The sequence below is a fragment of the Blastococcus saxobsidens genome (genome assembly GCF_002938435.1).
Taxonomy (GTDB): Bacteria; Actinomycetota; Actinomycetes; order Mycobacteriales; family Geodermatophilaceae; genus Blastococcus; species Blastococcus saxobsidens.
On the sequence record NZ_POQT01000015.1, the window covers coordinates 16,655 to 30,565 of the forward strand.

General features: G+C 75.3%; 14 protein-coding genes. 8 read left to right on the top strand and 6 right to left on the bottom strand.

The window, feature by feature from the left end:
- Nucleotides 1–29 precede the first annotated feature (29 nt).
- Both C5507_RS10900 and C5507_RS10905 read right to left on the bottom strand, forming a co-directional pair.
- Complete coding sequence (locus C5507_RS10900) at nucleotides 30–800, bottom strand: enoyl-CoA hydratase-related protein (protein WP_104528552.1); 771 nt, start codon at nucleotides 798–800, stop codon at nucleotides 30–32.
- A gap of 44 nt (nucleotides 801–844) precedes the next feature.
- Entirely contained in the window at nucleotides 845–1,381 is a 537-nt protein-coding gene (locus tag C5507_RS10905; RefSeq protein ID WP_104528553.1) for a hypothetical protein, read from the bottom strand.
- 81 nt (nucleotides 1,382–1,462) lie between these two features.
- Between C5507_RS10905 and hemW the strand changes: the two genes are divergently transcribed.
- From hemW to C5507_RS10925, 4 genes are all read left to right on the top strand, one after another.
- A complete protein-coding gene (gene hemW / locus C5507_RS10910; protein ID WP_207225655.1) occupies nucleotides 1,463–2,701 on the top strand; it encodes a radical SAM family heme chaperone HemW in 1,239 nt (412 codons plus the stop codon).
- 433 nt (nucleotides 2,702–3,134) lie between these two features.
- Complete coding sequence (locus tag C5507_RS10915; protein ID WP_104528554.1) at nucleotides 3,135–3,449, top strand: TraR/DksA family transcriptional regulator; 315 nt, start codon at nucleotides 3,135–3,137, stop codon at nucleotides 3,447–3,449.
- 158 nt (nucleotides 3,450–3,607) lie between these two features.
- Nucleotides 3,608–4,720, top strand: coding sequence for a sensor histidine kinase (locus tag C5507_RS10920; RefSeq protein ID WP_104528555.1), 1,113 nt, complete (start codon nucleotides 3,608–3,610; stop codon nucleotides 4,718–4,720).
- Nucleotides 4,717–5,322, top strand: coding sequence for a response regulator transcription factor (locus C5507_RS10925; protein ID WP_104528556.1), 606 nt, complete (start codon nucleotides 4,717–4,719; stop codon nucleotides 5,320–5,322). The genes C5507_RS10920 and C5507_RS10925 overlap by 4 nt, the downstream gene beginning before the upstream one ends.
- 1 nt (nucleotide 5,323) lies before the next feature.
- On the opposite strand, the gene C5507_RS23490 is transcribed toward C5507_RS10925, so the two are convergent.
- Nucleotides 5,324–6,010, bottom strand: coding sequence for a type II toxin-antitoxin system VapB family antitoxin (locus C5507_RS23490; RefSeq protein ID WP_428839419.1), 687 nt, complete (start codon nucleotides 6,008–6,010; stop codon nucleotides 5,324–5,326).
- Between C5507_RS23490 and hrcA the strand changes: the two genes are divergently transcribed.
- Genes hrcA through C5507_RS10945 form a run of 3 tightly spaced genes read left to right on the top strand, consistent with a single transcriptional unit; the run spans nucleotide 5,970 to nucleotide 8,895 of the window.
- On the top strand, nucleotides 5,970–6,992 hold the full coding sequence (gene hrcA, locus C5507_RS10935; RefSeq protein WP_104528558.1) for a heat-inducible transcriptional repressor HrcA: 1,023 nt from the start codon (nucleotides 5,970–5,972) through the stop codon (nucleotides 6,990–6,992). The genes C5507_RS23490 and hrcA overlap by 41 nt on opposite strands.
- A 15-nt stretch (nucleotides 6,993–7,007) precedes the next feature.
- Nucleotides 7,008–8,138 (top strand): molecular chaperone DnaJ, encoded by a 1,131-nt coding sequence (dnaJ, locus tag C5507_RS10940; protein ID WP_104528559.1) that lies wholly within the window; start codon nucleotides 7,008–7,010, stop codon nucleotides 8,136–8,138.
- 4 nt (nucleotides 8,139–8,142) lie between these two features.
- Nucleotides 8,143–8,895, top strand: a complete 753-nt coding sequence (locus tag C5507_RS10945; protein ID WP_104528560.1) for a 16S rRNA (uracil(1498)-N(3))-methyltransferase — start codon at nucleotides 8,143–8,145, stop codon at nucleotides 8,893–8,895.
- A gap of 132 nt (nucleotides 8,896–9,027) precedes the next feature.
- Here the strand turns inward: C5507_RS10945 and C5507_RS10950 are convergent, their stop codons facing one another.
- Genes C5507_RS10950 through C5507_RS10960 form a run of 3 tightly spaced genes read right to left on the bottom strand, consistent with a single transcriptional unit; the run spans nucleotide 9,028 to nucleotide 12,334 of the window.
- The gene (locus C5507_RS10950; RefSeq protein WP_104528561.1) at nucleotides 9,028–10,638 is read right to left on the bottom strand and encodes a PhnE/PtxC family ABC transporter permease; all 1,611 of its coding nucleotides are present in this window, start codon (nucleotides 10,636–10,638) and stop codon (nucleotides 9,028–9,030) included.
- On the bottom strand, nucleotides 10,635–11,348 hold the full coding sequence (locus C5507_RS10955; protein ID WP_104528562.1) for a phosphonate ABC transporter ATP-binding protein: 714 nt from the start codon (nucleotides 11,346–11,348) through the stop codon (nucleotides 10,635–10,637). Before C5507_RS10955 ends, C5507_RS10950 begins: the two co-directional genes overlap by 4 nt.
- Before the next feature lie 29 nt (nucleotides 11,349–11,377).
- On the bottom strand, nucleotides 11,378–12,334 hold the full coding sequence (locus C5507_RS10960; protein ID WP_242610947.1) for a putative selenate ABC transporter substrate-binding protein: 957 nt from the start codon (nucleotides 12,332–12,334) through the stop codon (nucleotides 11,378–11,380).
- 318 nt (nucleotides 12,335–12,652) lie between these two features.
- Between C5507_RS10960 and C5507_RS10965 the strand changes: the two genes are divergently transcribed.
- Nucleotides 12,653–13,834 (top strand): ABC transporter substrate-binding protein, encoded by a 1,182-nt coding sequence (locus tag C5507_RS10965; protein ID WP_104528564.1) that lies wholly within the window; start codon nucleotides 12,653–12,655, stop codon nucleotides 13,832–13,834.
- The last annotated feature ends 77 nt before the right edge of the window (nucleotides 13,835–13,911 follow it).

The window sequence follows — 13,911 nt, forward strand, 5'->3', positions numbered from 1 at the left end:
CTCGCGGTGAGAGGGAGTAGGGAGGCGGGTCAGTCCGCCGCGGGCACCCACCGGGCGGGGCGCTTCTCGCGGAACGCGGCGATGCCCTCCTGGCCCTCCTCGCCGGCGAAGAACCGCGCGGAGAGGTCGAGCAGCTCGTCGAAGGCCAGCGCACCCTGCCGCGCTCGCAGCAGCCGCTTGGTCTCGGCCAGCGCCGCCGGGGCGCCCGCGGTGAGGTGCACCAGCTGGGCGCGCACCTCGCCGTCGACGTCGGCATCCGGGACGACGACGTCGACGAGCCCACCGGCCGAGGCGACCGCCGCGTCGAAGACCTGCCCGGTGAGCATCAGCCGGTGCGCCACGTGCGGCACCATCCGCGGCAGCACGACAGCGGAGATGACCGCCGGGACCAGGCCGAGCCGCACCTCGGAGAAGGCGAACGTCGCCGAGTCGGCCGCGACCACGGCGTCGCAGGCCGCGAGCAGCCCGACGCCGCCGGCGCGGGCCGGGCCCCGGACGGCGGCCACGACCGGCTTGGGCGAGGACCACAGGAGCTGGAGCAGCTCGGGGAACTCGCGCACCCCCTGGTCCTGCGACGACCCGCCGGCCGCCTCGGAGAGGTCCATCCCGGAGCAGAACACCCGGCCGGTGTGGTCCAGCACGACCACCCGCACGGCGTCGTCGGCCAGTGCCTCCTCCAGGGCTGCCCGCAGCTGCCCGCGCATCGCCCGCGAGAGGGCGTTCCGGTTGGCGGGGGAGTCGAGGGTGAGGGTCGCGACGCCGCGCGACACCGCCACCTGGAGCACTCGGTCGGAGGTCACGCCCGGCATCCTGCCGTCCGGCGTCGGTACGCGTCGCTCCGGCGTCACGCCGCCGAGCCGGCCTGCCGCGACGAGGCGTCGGGCGACCGCTCCGGCAGCTCCTGCCTCGGCGTGCCGACGTAGCGCGCCGCCATCTCCGCGAAGGACCGGATCCGGTCGTGGATCTCGGTACCGAGGGCTTCGCGTCCCTGCTTCGTGGTGGCCCCGCTGATGTCGGCCGCGCCCTGCAGGCAGGCGTGCGCCGCGGCCGCGAGGCCGTCGCTGCTCAGCATGAAAACCTCGTAGTAGCGGCTCCACGCGGTCGCTCTCGTGGCGCGCACGTCCTCACCGACGGCCGGCTCCGTCCGGGCGGCCGCCTCCTTGCCGCCCAGCCGGGCGCGTACGTCCCACTGGTTCAGCGCTGCCCGGCGGTAGTCCAGCGCGGCCCCGCAGAAGGCCATGTAGACCTCCGTGCGCCGCCGGCGCAGCTCCTCGTTGCGCTGGACCCGGGCGTCGTCGCGGGTCTTCCAGAGGCCGAGGAGCACCGGTAGCGCCGCGCCGATCAGCGCACCGACCGTCGCGGCCACGACCGTGGAGTCCATGTGCCATCGAATCGCCGTAGTGGCGCGCCTGACAAGGCCTTCGCGACTGGCGGGGACGGTCAGGCGGCACACTGGGAGCAGATGAACACCGTCCTGCCACTGCTGAACGACACGGGCCTGCCGCCCGGCTCGCCCGGTCCCGACCGGCTTCCCGACAGTGCCCGGGAGGGCCTGGCCACCACGCCGTTCGGGCTCTACGTGCACGTCCCGTTCTGCGCGACCCGGTGCGGCTACTGCGACTTCAACACCTACACCTCCGACGAGCTGGGCCCCGGCGCCAACCGCAGCGAGTACGCCGGCACCGCGATCGCCGAGCTGGAGCTGGCCGCCCGCACCCTCGGACCGGACCTGCCGACCGTCTCGACCGTCTTCGTCGGCGGCGGCACCCCCACGCTGCTGCCGGCCGACGACCTCGTCGCCGTCCTGGCGGGAGTGCGCGAGCTGTTCCCGGTGGCCCCCGGCGTCGAGGTGACCACCGAGGCCAACCCGGAGACCGTCTCGCCCGCGTCGCTGTCCCGGCTCCGGGAGGGCGGCTTCACCCGGGTGAGCCTGGGCATGCAGTCGGCGGCGCCGCACGTGCTGGCCGCCCTCGACCGCCGGCACACGCCCGGCCGCGCGGTGGAGGCGGCGCACGAGGCCCGCGCCGCCGGCTTCGAGCACGTGAACCTGGACCTGATCTACGGCACGCCGGGGGAGAGCGACGCCGACTGGGCCGCCTCCCTCGACGCCGTCCTGGCCTCCCCGGTCGACCACGTGAGCGCCTACGCGCTGATCGTCGAGGAGGGCACCAGGCTGGCCCGCCGCGTCCGGCGCGGCGAGCTGCCCATGCCGGACGACGACGTGCTGGCCGACCGCTACGAGCAGGCCGACGCGACCCTGCGGACGGCGGGCTTCGAGTGGTACGAGGTGTCCAACTGGGCGACCTCGGACGCCGCGCGCTGCCGGCACAACGAGCTGTACTGGGCCAACGCCAACTGGTGGGGCGTGGGACCCGGTGCGCACAGCCACGTCGGCGGGCTGCGCTGGTGGAACGTCAAGCACCCGGCCGCCTACGCCGACCGGCTCGCTCTCGGGCAGAGCCCCGCCCAGGACGCCGAGCTGCTCGATGAGATCGACCGCGCCCTGGAGGCCGTGATGCTCGGCCTGCGGCTGCGCGACGGGCTGCCGCTGACCGCGCTCACCGACACCGGCAGGTCCCGGGCCGCGGGCGCCGTCGCCGACGGGCTCCTGGACGCCGCGGCGCACGCAGCGGGTCGCGCCGTCCTGACCGACCGTGGCCGGCTCCTGGCCGACGCGGTGGTCCGCGACCTTACCGACTGAAAAAGGACCCCCTGCCCCCCGATCCTCGCTGCGCTCGGGTCGGGACCCTGCAGGGGGCCGAGGGGCCCCGTTGCCCAGTTCATCCGAAAGAGCGAGATTCAGGTCGCAGTCGTGGGCTATGGTCCCCGTTCCGGCAACGGGGCCGGGCAGACCTCGGGGGTGATCGGCGTGGACGCATTCGCGTTCCGGCATGCGCGATCCCTGCCCGGTGCCCGCGCAGCCGTTCGGGTCCCCGCCCTCTCGGGCGGGATGTTGCTCGCACTGGCGATGAATCGCCGGGCCCGCGGCCTCCGCGGCCTCGACGTACTCCGTCGCAGCCAGGACCGGGCCCCGCCGCGCACGGCCTGACTCCCGTCCGGGAGTCGCGACCGCCCGTCCTGACGCGCCACCGACCGGTGACCGCGTTCTTCCGCGTTCCCAGAAGGAGATCCGCATGTCCGCCAGCCTCGACGCCATGACCGCCCCCTCGGCGGACCGTTTCCGCACCATGCTGGAGGTCCAGCGCACCGACGTCGTGCGGCAGCGCGAGGAGGCCCTCGCCGAGTGCGCCACGTCGGTCCCCGACCCGGTCGCCCAGCGCCGCAGCGCCGACCTCCAGCTCACGATCGAGGAGATCGACCGGGCGCTCGCCCGCATCGAGGCCGGCACCTACGGGCGCTGCACCGGCTGCGGCGCCTCCATCCCGGAGGAGCGGCTCGAGCTGCGCCCGTTCGCCAGCCGCTGCGTCACCTGCACCAGCGCCGCCTGATCCCAGGGGTCGCCGGTCGCCTCTGACGGATGTCAGGAGCGGCCGGCGACGTCCGGCACTACTGGCCGGTGCCGCGGCCCCGGCAGGCTGAGGCCATGCCTCCCGCACCCGGCCGCTGCACGCGGTCGCGGGGCTGACCCGGTGGCTACGGTCGAGCCATGGACGTGAACGGCCGGCTCCAGCAGCTTGGGTGGGCGCTGCCGTGGCTGCTGTTCCAGGTCTTCCCCGTCCTCGACCTGGTGACGACGCCGCGGCCGGACTGGGTGCGGGCCGGAGCGGCCGTCGCCCTGGTGGCCTTCACCGCCGCCTACCTGACGGTGTTCGCCCGGGCGTTCGGGCGGGGCTGCTCGCCGGCCTACCGCCAGCTGGCGGTCGTGGCCGTGCTGGGCGTCGGGCTGGCCGTCTGGCTGGGGACGCCGTTCGCCGGGCTGATGATCTACCTGTCCGCCGCGGTCGCGGTCACCCTGCCCGAACGCTGGGTGTGGCCGGCGGTCGTGGGTGCGACCGCCGTCTGCGCCGGGGTGGTCCTCGCCGACGAGAAGTTCGGGGACGTGTTCGTCCTGCCGCTGCTGTGCCTGCTGACCGCCTTCGCGCTGCGCGGCATGCGCTACCTGATCGGGGTCAACTCCGAGCTGACCGCGGCCCGGGACGAGCTGGCCCGCAACGCCGTCGCCGAGGAGCGGATGCGGTTCGCCCGCGACCTGCACGACCTGCTCGGGCACAGCCTGTCGCTCATCGCGCTCAAGAGCGAGCTGGCCGGCCGGCTCGCCGACCGCGACCCGGTCCGCGCCCGGCAGGAGATGGCCGACGTCGAGGCCGCCGCCCGCCGGGCGCTGGCCGAGGTGCGCGACGCCGTCAGCGGCTACCGCCAGGTCAGCCTGGGCCAGTCGCTGGCCGAGGCGCGGTCGGCGCTGTCGGCCGCGGGCATCTCGCTCACGGTTCCGCCGCCCGGTCAGCCGCTGCCCGGCGCGGTGGACGCGGTGCTCGGCTGGGTCGTCCGCGAGGCGATCACCAACGTGCTCCGGCACAGCGACGCCCGGTCGGTCGCGGTGGCCTTCCGGACGGTTGCGGACGGCGTCGAGCTGAGCGTCTCCGACGACGGGCGCGGGAGCGACGCCCCCGCCGGGGCGGGGCTCAGCGGGCTGGCCGAGCGGGTGGCCGCGCTCGGCGGGCGGCTCGAGCACGGGCCGGCCGAGGGACGTGGCTTCCGGCTGACCGCCGCTGTGCCGCTGGACAGCCCGGTCCCGACCGGACAGGTGGCCGCCCGGTGATCCGGGTGCTGCTGGCCGAGGACCAGTCGATGGTGCGCGGCGCCCTGCGCGCGCTGCTCGAGCTCGAGGACGACATCGAGGTGGTGGCCGAGGTGGGCCGCGGCGACGAGGTCGTGGCGGCCGCGGTCGAGCACCGGCCCGACGTCGCCCTGCTCGACATCGAGATGCCCGGCGCCGACGGGCTGACCGCCGCCCGGGAGCTGGCGACGGCCCTGCCGGGCTGCCGGGCGGTGATCCTCACGACCTTCGGTCGGCCGGGCTTCCTGCGGCGGGCCATGGAGGTGGGCGCGGCCGGTTTCCTGGTCAAGGACGCGCCGGTCGCCGAGCTCGCCCAGGGCATCAGGGCGGTGATGGCCGGCGAACGGGTCATCGACCGGGACCTCGCCGCCGCGGCCCTGGCCATCGGGGCGACACCGCTGTCGGCACGGGAGGCCGACGTGCTGCGTGCCGCCGCCGACGGGGCCACCGTCGCCGACATCGCCGGACGGCTGTTCCTGTCCGAGGGGACGGTGCGCAACTACCTGTCGTCGGCCATCGGCAAGACCGGCGCCCGCACCCGGGTGGAGGCCGCGCGCGTCGCCGAGGACAAGGGCTGGCTGTAGCTCAGCTCGTGCGGGGGCCCGGCACCGGCGGCTGGGCGGGGATCGCCGCGGTGCTCGGGCCGGCCGGTGCCTGCACCGGCGTGAGCGCATCCAGGTCGAGCACCCGCACGTGGATCACGTTGCGCTGCTGCAGCGCGGCCCGCAGAGCCCGGTGCAACCCGTCCTCCAGGTAGAGCTCGCCGTGCCACTGCACGGCGTGCGGGAACAGGTCGCCGTAGAAGGTCGAGTCGTCGGCCAGCAGGGCGTCGAGCGCCAGCTCCCGCTTCGTCGTCGTCAGCGTGTCCAGGCGGACCTGACGGGGCGGGATCATCGCCCAGTCGCGGGTGGACAGCCCGTGGTCGGGATACGGGCGACCGTCGTGCACGCCTTTGAAGATCAGGGGAGGACCTCCGCCTCTCAGCCCCGCCCCGGGGCGCCGACGGCCCCACCCTAGTCGTCGTCGGCCGCGGCCGTCGCGGCCCTCGACGGCCCCGTGCGGAGGCCCGGCGCGAGCGGGCGAGCGCTGAGGAGGACGGCGTCCTTCGCGTATGCTGGGCTGGCACTCTGTCCGTGCGAGTGCCAGCCCGCAGCCGCTCGGGCCGGCCCGCCTCGGGACCTGCTTCCCGAGGGTGCGCACGGCGCGTCGACCGGTACGGGGAGGTGTCACCGTGGCGCACGACGAACGCCGCCTGGAGGTGCTCCGGGCCATCGTCCAGGACTTCGTGTCGACCAACGACCCGGTCGGCAGCAAGGCCCTGGCCGAACGGCACGACCTCGGTGTCTCGCCGGCGACCATCCGCAACGACATGGCGGTGCTGGAGGAGCAGGGCTACATCACCCAGCCGCACACCAGCGCCGGCCGCGTGCCCACCGACAAGGGATACCGGCTCTTCGTGGACCGGCTGTCGGCGGTCAAGCCGCTCTCGGCCGCCGAGCGGCGGGCGATCGAGCGGTTCCTCGACGGCGCCGTCGACCTGCACGACGTCCTCGGCCGCACCGTCCGCCTGCTGGCGCAGCTGACCCGCCAGGTCGCCGTCGTCCAGTACCCGACGCTGTCGCGCAGCACGGTCCGCCACCTCGAGGTGGTGCAGGTCGCCGCCGGCCGGCTGCTGCTGGTGCTCATCACCGACACCGGGCGGGTCGAGCAGCGGGTCGTCGACTCCCCGGTCGAGGTGGACGCCCAGGCCGTCCCGGAGCTGCGGGCCCTGCTGAACTCCGCGTTCGCCGGGGTGAAGCTCGCCGACGCCGGCGACAAGATCCCCGACCTGCTGGAGACCGCCCCCTCGCACCTGCGCGGGCTCGTGACGACGGTGAGCACCACGCTGGTCGAGACGCTGGTGGAGCCCAGCGACGACCGGCTGGTGATCGGTGGGACGGCGAACCTCGCGCGCGGCAACGCCATGGACTTCTCCGGCACCATGCGACCGCTGCTGGAGGCGCTGGAGGAGCAGGTCGTCGTCCTGCGCCTCATGGGCGAGGTCGACCCGAGCACCGTGCTGGTGCGGATCGGCGAGGAGAACGCCCACGAGGCGCTCACCGGCGCCTCGCTGGTCACCGTGGGGTACGGCTCCGCCGAACGACCGCTCGGCGGTCTCGGCGTCGTGGGGCCGACCCGGATGGACTACCCAGGGAACATGGCCGCGGTACGTGCCGTGGCCCGCTACGTCGGCCACCTGCTGGCCGAGAGCTGAGGACGAGACTCACCGATGGCAACCGACTACTACGGCGTGCTGGGCCTTGCCCAGGGGGCGAGCGACACCGACATCAAGCGCTCCTACCGGCGGCTGGCCCGCGACCTGCACCCCGACGTCAACCCCGACCCGGAGGCCAAGGAGCGCTTCCAGGAGGTCACCCGGGCCTACGAGGCGCTGACCGACCCGGAGAAGCGCCGGATCGTCGACCTGGGCGGTGACCCGTTCGACTCCGGGCCGGGCGGCGCCGGTGGCTTCGGTGGCGCCGGGTTCGGCGGCCTGGGCGACATCATGGACGCCTTCTTCGGGGGCGCGGCGGCCCGCGGACCGCGCAGCCGTACCCGCGCCGGCCGCGACGCGCTGATCCCGGTCGAGCTGGAGCTCGACGAGACGGTGTTCGGCACCCAGAAGGACATCACCGTCGACACCGCCGTCCTCTGCGACACCTGCACCGGTGCGGGCACCGCACCCGGCACCCACGCCACCACCTGCGCCACGTGCTCGGGCCGCGGCGAGGTGCAGAGCGTGCAGCGCGGTTTCCTCGGCCAGGTCGTCTCCAGCCGGATCTGCCCGACCTGCTCGGGCACCGGCCAGGTGATCCCCGAGCCGTGCCCCAAGTGCGCGGGTGACGGCCGGGTGCGGTCTCGGCGCACCATCTCGGTCAAGGTCCCGGCCGGCGTCGAGGACGGCATGCGGATCCGGCTGACCGGCCACGGCGAGGTCGGTCCCGGCGGTGGCCCCGCCGGGGACCTCTACGTCGAGGTGCACGAGCGCCCGCACCCGGTGTTCACGCGCGAGGGCGAGGACCTGCACTGCCGGGTCACCCTGCCCATGACCTCCGCCGCGCTGGGTACCACGCTCAACCTCAAGACGCTGGACGGCGAGGAGGACCTCGACATCCGTCCGGGCACCCAGTCCGGCAGCGTGCTCACGCTGCGCGCCCACGGTGCCCCGCGGCTGCGGGCGACCGGCCGGGGCAACCTCCTGGTGCACGTCGAGGTGCAGACGCCCACCAAGCTGGACGCCGAGCAGGAGAAGCTGCTGCGCGAGCTCGCCGCACTGCGCGGCGAGGACCAGCCCGAGTCCAACCGCGAGGCGCAGGGCGGCCTGTTCTCCCGGGTCCGCGACGCGTTCAACGGGCGCTGAGCCGGTGAGCACCGAGGTCCCCGAGCTCGACGGCGCGCCGCTCTTCCTCGTGGACGAGGTGCCGGACGTCCCGGAGCTGCTGGTCGACGGCCAGGAGGGGCGGCACGCGGTCGACGTGCTGCGCCTGCAGCCCGGTGAGCGGGTGCACGTCGGGAACGGCGACGGCACGCTCGCCGAGGGCGACGTCGTGGCCGCGGGGCCCGAGGGGCTGCGCGTGGCGGTCCGGGCCCGGTTCGAGGTGCCCGCGCCCGACCCGGAGTTCGTGCTCGTCCAGGCACTGCCCAAGGGCGACCGCGGACCGCTGGCCGTCGACCTCGCCACCGAGCTCGGCGTCGACCGGATCGTGCCCTGGCAGGCGGCCCGCTGCGTGACCCGCTGGCGGGACGACCGGGTGGGCAAGGGCGTGGCCAAGTGGCGCGCGGCGGCCCGCGCGGCGAGCAAGCAGTCCCGCCGGCCGCGGCTGCCCGAGGTGACCGAGCCGATGACCACCCGGGAGGTGGCCGGGCTGCTCGCCGACGCCGACCTCGCCGTGGTGCTGCACGAGCAGGCCCGTCGTCCGCTCGCCGGCCTCACCGTGCCCACGGAGGGCACGGTGGTGATCGTCGTCGGCCCCGAGGGCGGCCTCACCGACGGCGAGGTCGTGGCCTTCCGGGCCGCCGGCGCCGAGCCGGTGCGGCTTGGCCCCGAGGTGCTGCGCACCTCCACCGCGGGCGCGGCCGCGATCGCCGCGCTCTCCACCCGCACCCGCTGGCACTGAGCCGGACTCACTGATGATCAGGTCTGCTGATCCGTCAGGGGTCCTGGCTCACCGTCGGTGCTGAGCCAGGACCCGCGACGCTGAGCCAGGACAGCGCTCGGCACCACCCGGCGGGAAGCCCTCGTCGGACGCTCAGCGCAGGGCGGCGCGCGCCCGCTCGGCCACCACGTCGACGGCGAAGCTGAGCACCACGATCGCGCCGAGCACGGTGGCTACCGCGGGCCAGTCGAAGGCCGAGATCCGGGCCGACAGCAGCACGCCGATGCCCCCGGCGCCGAGCAGCCCGACCAGCACGGTGTCGCGGATCGCCACCTCCCAGCGGTGGAGGGCGAGGGCGAGCACGGGCCCGGTCAGCGCGGGGACGGCGCCGTACAGCCAGGCACCGGCAGCCGAGGCGCCGGCCGCGCGGAGCGCCTCGCGGGGACGGCGGTCGGCCTCCTCCACCGCCTCCCCGACGAGCCGCCCCAGCACGCCGAGCGTGTAGACGCCGAGCGCGAGCGCCCCGGGGAGGACACCGGGGAGCAGCACGAAGAGCAGGACCAGGGCCCACACCGGCGGGGGCACCGCACGCAGCAGCAGCAGCACGAGGCGCACCAGCGCGCCACCGGCCCGGCGCACAGGACCGGCCCCCGGTGAGCGTGCCGCGAGGCCGGCCAGGAGGAGCGCCCCGGCGGTGGCGACGACGACCGCGACCACCGACATGGCGAGGGTGTCGACGGCCGTGGCGGCCACGTCGGCGAGCAGCGACCGCTGGGTCGACGGCGGCCACGCGGCGGAGGCGACGTAGGACAGCTGCTCCCGGGCGCGCGCGGAGACCAGCGCGGCGGGGGAGAGGGCGAGGAACCACAGCGACCAGGCGACCAGCGCCACGACGATCCCGACCGCGGTGGTGAGCACCGGGTCCCGCCCGGGGCCGGGGGACGGGGGAGCGGCCACCCGGCGGCGGACGGCGCGGCCGCCGACGTCGGCCAGCAGGCACAGGAGGCCGAGGGCGTAGACCGTCGTCCAGACCTGCTCCCAGCGCAGGGAGGTGAACGACAGCGCCAACTGGTAGCCCAGGCCGCCGGCGCCGATGAGGCCCAGCACCACCGCGGAGCGGACGGCGCACTCCAGCCGGTAGAAGGAGTAGGACAGCAGGCCGCCGGCCGCCGAGGGCAGCAGCCCGTACAGGGCGGCGGTGCCCCGGCCGGCGCCGGCCGCCCGGAGCGCCTCGTAGCCCCCGCCGGGCACCTCGTCGAGGAGGTCGGCGAAGACCGTCGCGGTGACGGCGCCGTACGGGACGGCGATGGCGAGCACGCCGACCCAGGGGTCCAGGCCGAGGACGTTGACGAGCAGCAGCCCCCACACCGCCTCGTGCAGCCCGCGCGGGACGGCCAGCAGCCCGCGGGCGGCCAGCCAGCCCGAGCGGCGTCGTCCCCAGGTCCGCCGGGAGACGAGCGCCGCACCGACCGCACCGAGCACCAGCGCCAGGCCGCCGCCGAGCACGGCGTAGGCGACGGTGACCAGGGCCGACCCGGCCACGACGGAGAGGAACCCTGGGTCCAGCTCGGGCCGCAGGGCCGCGGTGGCGAAGCGGCCGAACTGGGCGGACCCACCCGGGTTCAGCACCGACCCGGAGAACAGGCCGGCGCCGGCGAGCGCGGCGGCGGTCAGCACGACGGCGGTCAGCCCCCACGCCCACCGGCGCCGGTCGCGCGCCAGCCGGGCAGCCGGCGGGACGGCCCGGTCCAGGACGGTGGTCACCGCGCGACGCCGTAGAACCGCTCGAGTTCCGCGACCGTCAGCGAGCCGGCGGCGGCGTCCAGGACGACCCGGCCGGAGTCGAGGCCGACGACCCGGTCGCTGTGCCGCAGGGCCAGCGCCGGGTCGTGCAGGCATGCGACCAGCGCGCCGCCGCGCTCGGCGGCCAGCTCGCCGAGCACGGCGAGGACGGTGTCGGCCAGCGCCGGGTCCAGCGCCGAGGCGGGCTCGTCGGCCAGCACCAGCTCCGGCCGCTGCACCAGCAGCCGGGCGACGGCGACCCGCTGGCGCTGCCCACCCGAGAGCCGGTCGGTGCGCTCGTACATCCGGTCGGCCAGACCCAGCCGGTGCAGGGCGGCGGCGACCTCCGCCGTCCCCTGGGGGCGCAGCAGCGACCAGGCGGCGCGGGAGACCGACCAGGAGCCCAGCCGGCCGGCGTTGACGTTGTGCACGACGCGCAGCTGCCCGGGCAGCTCCAGGTGCTGGCGCACGGTGCCGGTGCGTCCCCGCAGCCGGCGCAGCTCCCGTCCCCGCACCGATCCCGGGTCGGTGCCGTGCACCAGCACCTTCCCGGCCGACGGCGTCACGGTGCCGTCGAGCACCCCGAGCAGCGTCGACTTGCCGGCACCGGACGCGCCCACGACGGCGACCCGCTCGCCCCGGGCGACGGTGAGGTCCACCCCGGCCAGCGCCGTCGTGCCGCCGAAGCGCACCTCGATACCGCGGAGCCGGGCGATGCCGGTCAGCTGACCAGCCCGAGGTCGCGGCCGATCTCCTCGATCCGCCGGTAGTTCGCCGCCTCGGTCGGGATGAAGGCCCCGGCACCGAAGAGGTCCAGCACGATCGCGTCGGCCGGCCGGTCGGGGGAGAGGCCGGTGAAGTGCGCGGTCAGCCGGTCGGGCCCGCCGAGCCGCTCGGCGGCCCGCGGGCCGAGCAGCCAGTGGTAGTCGTGGTAGCCCGGGGTGCGGGCGTAGGCGACCACCGCCGGGTCCACCTCGCCGGCCGCGCTGCGCGCCAGCCACACCTGCTCGTTGACCGCCCCGGCCTGGTAGGTGCCCGAGGCGACGAGCGCGAGGGTGGAGTCGTGCGAACCGGAGAACCCGGGGCCGCCGGGGAAGCCCTCCGGGTCGACGCCGGCCTCGCGCAGGAAGTACGCGGGCATGAGCCGGCCCGACGTCGAGGTCTGGCTGCCGTAGGTGAAGCGCAGGTCGGCCAGCGGGCGCAGGTCGTCGGCCGGCGTCACCCCCGTGGAGGAGTTGACGACGAACACGGAGTGGAAGTCGGCGTCGATGTCGCGCTGGGCCACCGGGACGGCGCCCGGGGTCTGCAGCCGGGCCTGGACGCCGGTGAGGCCGCCGAACCACACGAGGTCGAGGTCGCCGGTGCGGAACAGGGAGACAGCGGCGGCGTAGTCGGTGACCGGCCGGTACTCCACCGGGATGCCGAGCGCGTCGGCCAGGGAGTCGGCGACGGTGGCGTGCAGCCGCTGCAGGACCTCGGGGTCCTGGTCGGGGATGGCGCCGATGCGCAGCTGTCGGGCCGGATCGGGCCCGGCGGAGGAGCTGCCGCCGCAGCCGGCGAGCGCGGCGACGACGGCGGCGCCCGTGCCGGCGAGCAGGGTGCGGCGGGAGATGCGGGGGAGGAGCGGGACCAACTCGTTTCCGGGGCCACCCGACCGGGCAGCGGGAGCGGTGCTCACTACGTCCTCGCGGGGGGAAGGGGAACGGGCACGGCGGATCTCCTGGGCGATCGGGGGCGGGCGCCCCATCCTCTACCGGGGACGGTCGCGGCGGCACGGCGCGCCGCCGGCGCACCCCTGCGGTGCCCCCTTCGGTCACGTTCTGGGCACGCTTCGGCGCACCCGGCCCGGACGTCCGCAGAGGCTGCCTACTGTGACGGCGTAACCGGCCGGCCGGCATCGGCCGGCCCCAGGCCCCGGGCGGCGAGGGCAGGCCCCCGTCCGCCCTGGAGACGTGCGAACCCGCCGCGCGGACGGCGGGTTCGACAAGGGAGAGACATGCGCACCAAGCTCTGCACCGTGGCGGCTGCGAGCGCCGCCGCCCTCCTCCTCGCCTCCTGCGGCTCCGGGGACTCCGGTGGCGGGGACACCAGCGCCTCGGGCGGCGGCCTGACCGGCGAGGGCAGCGGCGAGTCGTGCACCATCGAGGGCGAGGTGCCCATCGGCGCGGTGCTCAGCCTCACCGGTGCGGCGGCCAGCTACGGCGAGTCCCAGCAGCGCGGCCTGGAGCTGGCGGCCGCGGAGCTGGCCGGGAACGATGGCGTCACCTACGACCTGACGATCGAGGACGACCAGACCGACCCCCGCCAGGCCATCACGCTGTTCGACGAGTTCGTCAACGACGGCGCGAGCCTGATCATCGGGCCCACGCTGTCCAACGCCGCCGTCCAGGCCGACCCGATCGCCCAGGAGGCCGGCGTCCCGGTGCTCGGCATCTCCAACACCGCGGCGGGCGTCACCGAGATCGGGGACTACATCTTCCGCGACTCGCTGACGGAGCAGGCGGTCATCCCGCAGACGATCGCCGCGGCCACCGAGGAGTTCGGCCTCCAGGACGTCGTCGTGATGTACAGCAACGACGACGCGTTCACCGAATCCGGCTACGAGGCGTTCGCCGCCGCGCTGGAGGACGAGGGCGTGGAGATCAGCGAGACGATCACCTTCTCCAAGTCCGACACCGACTTCCGGGCCCTGCTCACCCAGGCGCAGGAGAGCGACCCCGACGCGATCGTCGTCTCCGCCCTGATCGAGGCCGCCGTCCCGCTGGTCACCCAGGCCCGCGAGCTGGGCATCGACGTGCCGATCATCGGTGGCAACGGGTTCAACAACCCGCGGCTCATGGCTGACGCCGGTGAGGCGGCCGAGGGCGTCGTCGTCGGTGCCGCGTGGAACTCCACCTCCGACAACCCGGAGAACCAGGCGTTCCTGGAGGCCTACGAGGCCGAGTACGACGCCCGTCCCGACCAGTTCGCCGCGCAGGCCTACACCGGCCTGAAGCTGGTTGACCAGGCCGTGCGGGCCAACTGCTCCGCCGAGCGCGACAGCATCCAGCAGGCCCTCGGCGAGATCGAGGACGTGCCGACGGTCCTGGGGGAGTTCTCCATCGACGAGAACCGCGACGCCGACCACCCCGCCGTCGTGCAGGTGGTCGAGAACGGCACCTTCACCGTCCTCGAGTGATCCGGCGCACGGCTCCGGTCGGCTGACGGCCGAGCCGTCCTGCGGCCCTGCCGGGGGCCCGGTCCACGGACCGGGCC

Excerpts from the sequence above, each read along its gene's own strand:
- hemW (WP_207225655.1), top strand. The coding sequence starts at position 1,463 with ATGAACACCGTCCTGCCACTGCTGAACGACACGGGCCTGCCGCCCGGC.
- C5507_RS10965 (WP_104528564.1), top strand. The coding sequence starts at position 12,653 with ATGCGCACCAAGCTCTGCACCGTGGCGGCTGCGAGCGCCGCCGCCCTC.
- C5507_RS10915 (WP_104528554.1), top strand. The coding sequence starts at position 3,135 with ATGTCCGCCAGCCTCGACGCCATGACCGCCCCCTCGGCGGACCGTTTC.
- C5507_RS23490 (WP_428839419.1), bottom strand. The coding sequence starts at position 6,010 with ATGGCCCGGAGCACCTCCAGGCGGCGTTCGTCGTGCGCCACGGTGACA.
- C5507_RS10905 (WP_104528553.1), bottom strand. The coding sequence starts at position 1,381 with ATGGACTCCACGGTCGTGGCCGCGACGGTCGGTGCGCTGATCGGCGCG.
- C5507_RS10920 (WP_104528555.1), top strand. The coding sequence starts at position 3,608 with ATGGACGTGAACGGCCGGCTCCAGCAGCTTGGGTGGGCGCTGCCGTGG.
- dnaJ (WP_104528559.1), top strand. The coding sequence starts at position 7,008 with ATGGCAACCGACTACTACGGCGTGCTGGGCCTTGCCCAGGGGGCGAGC.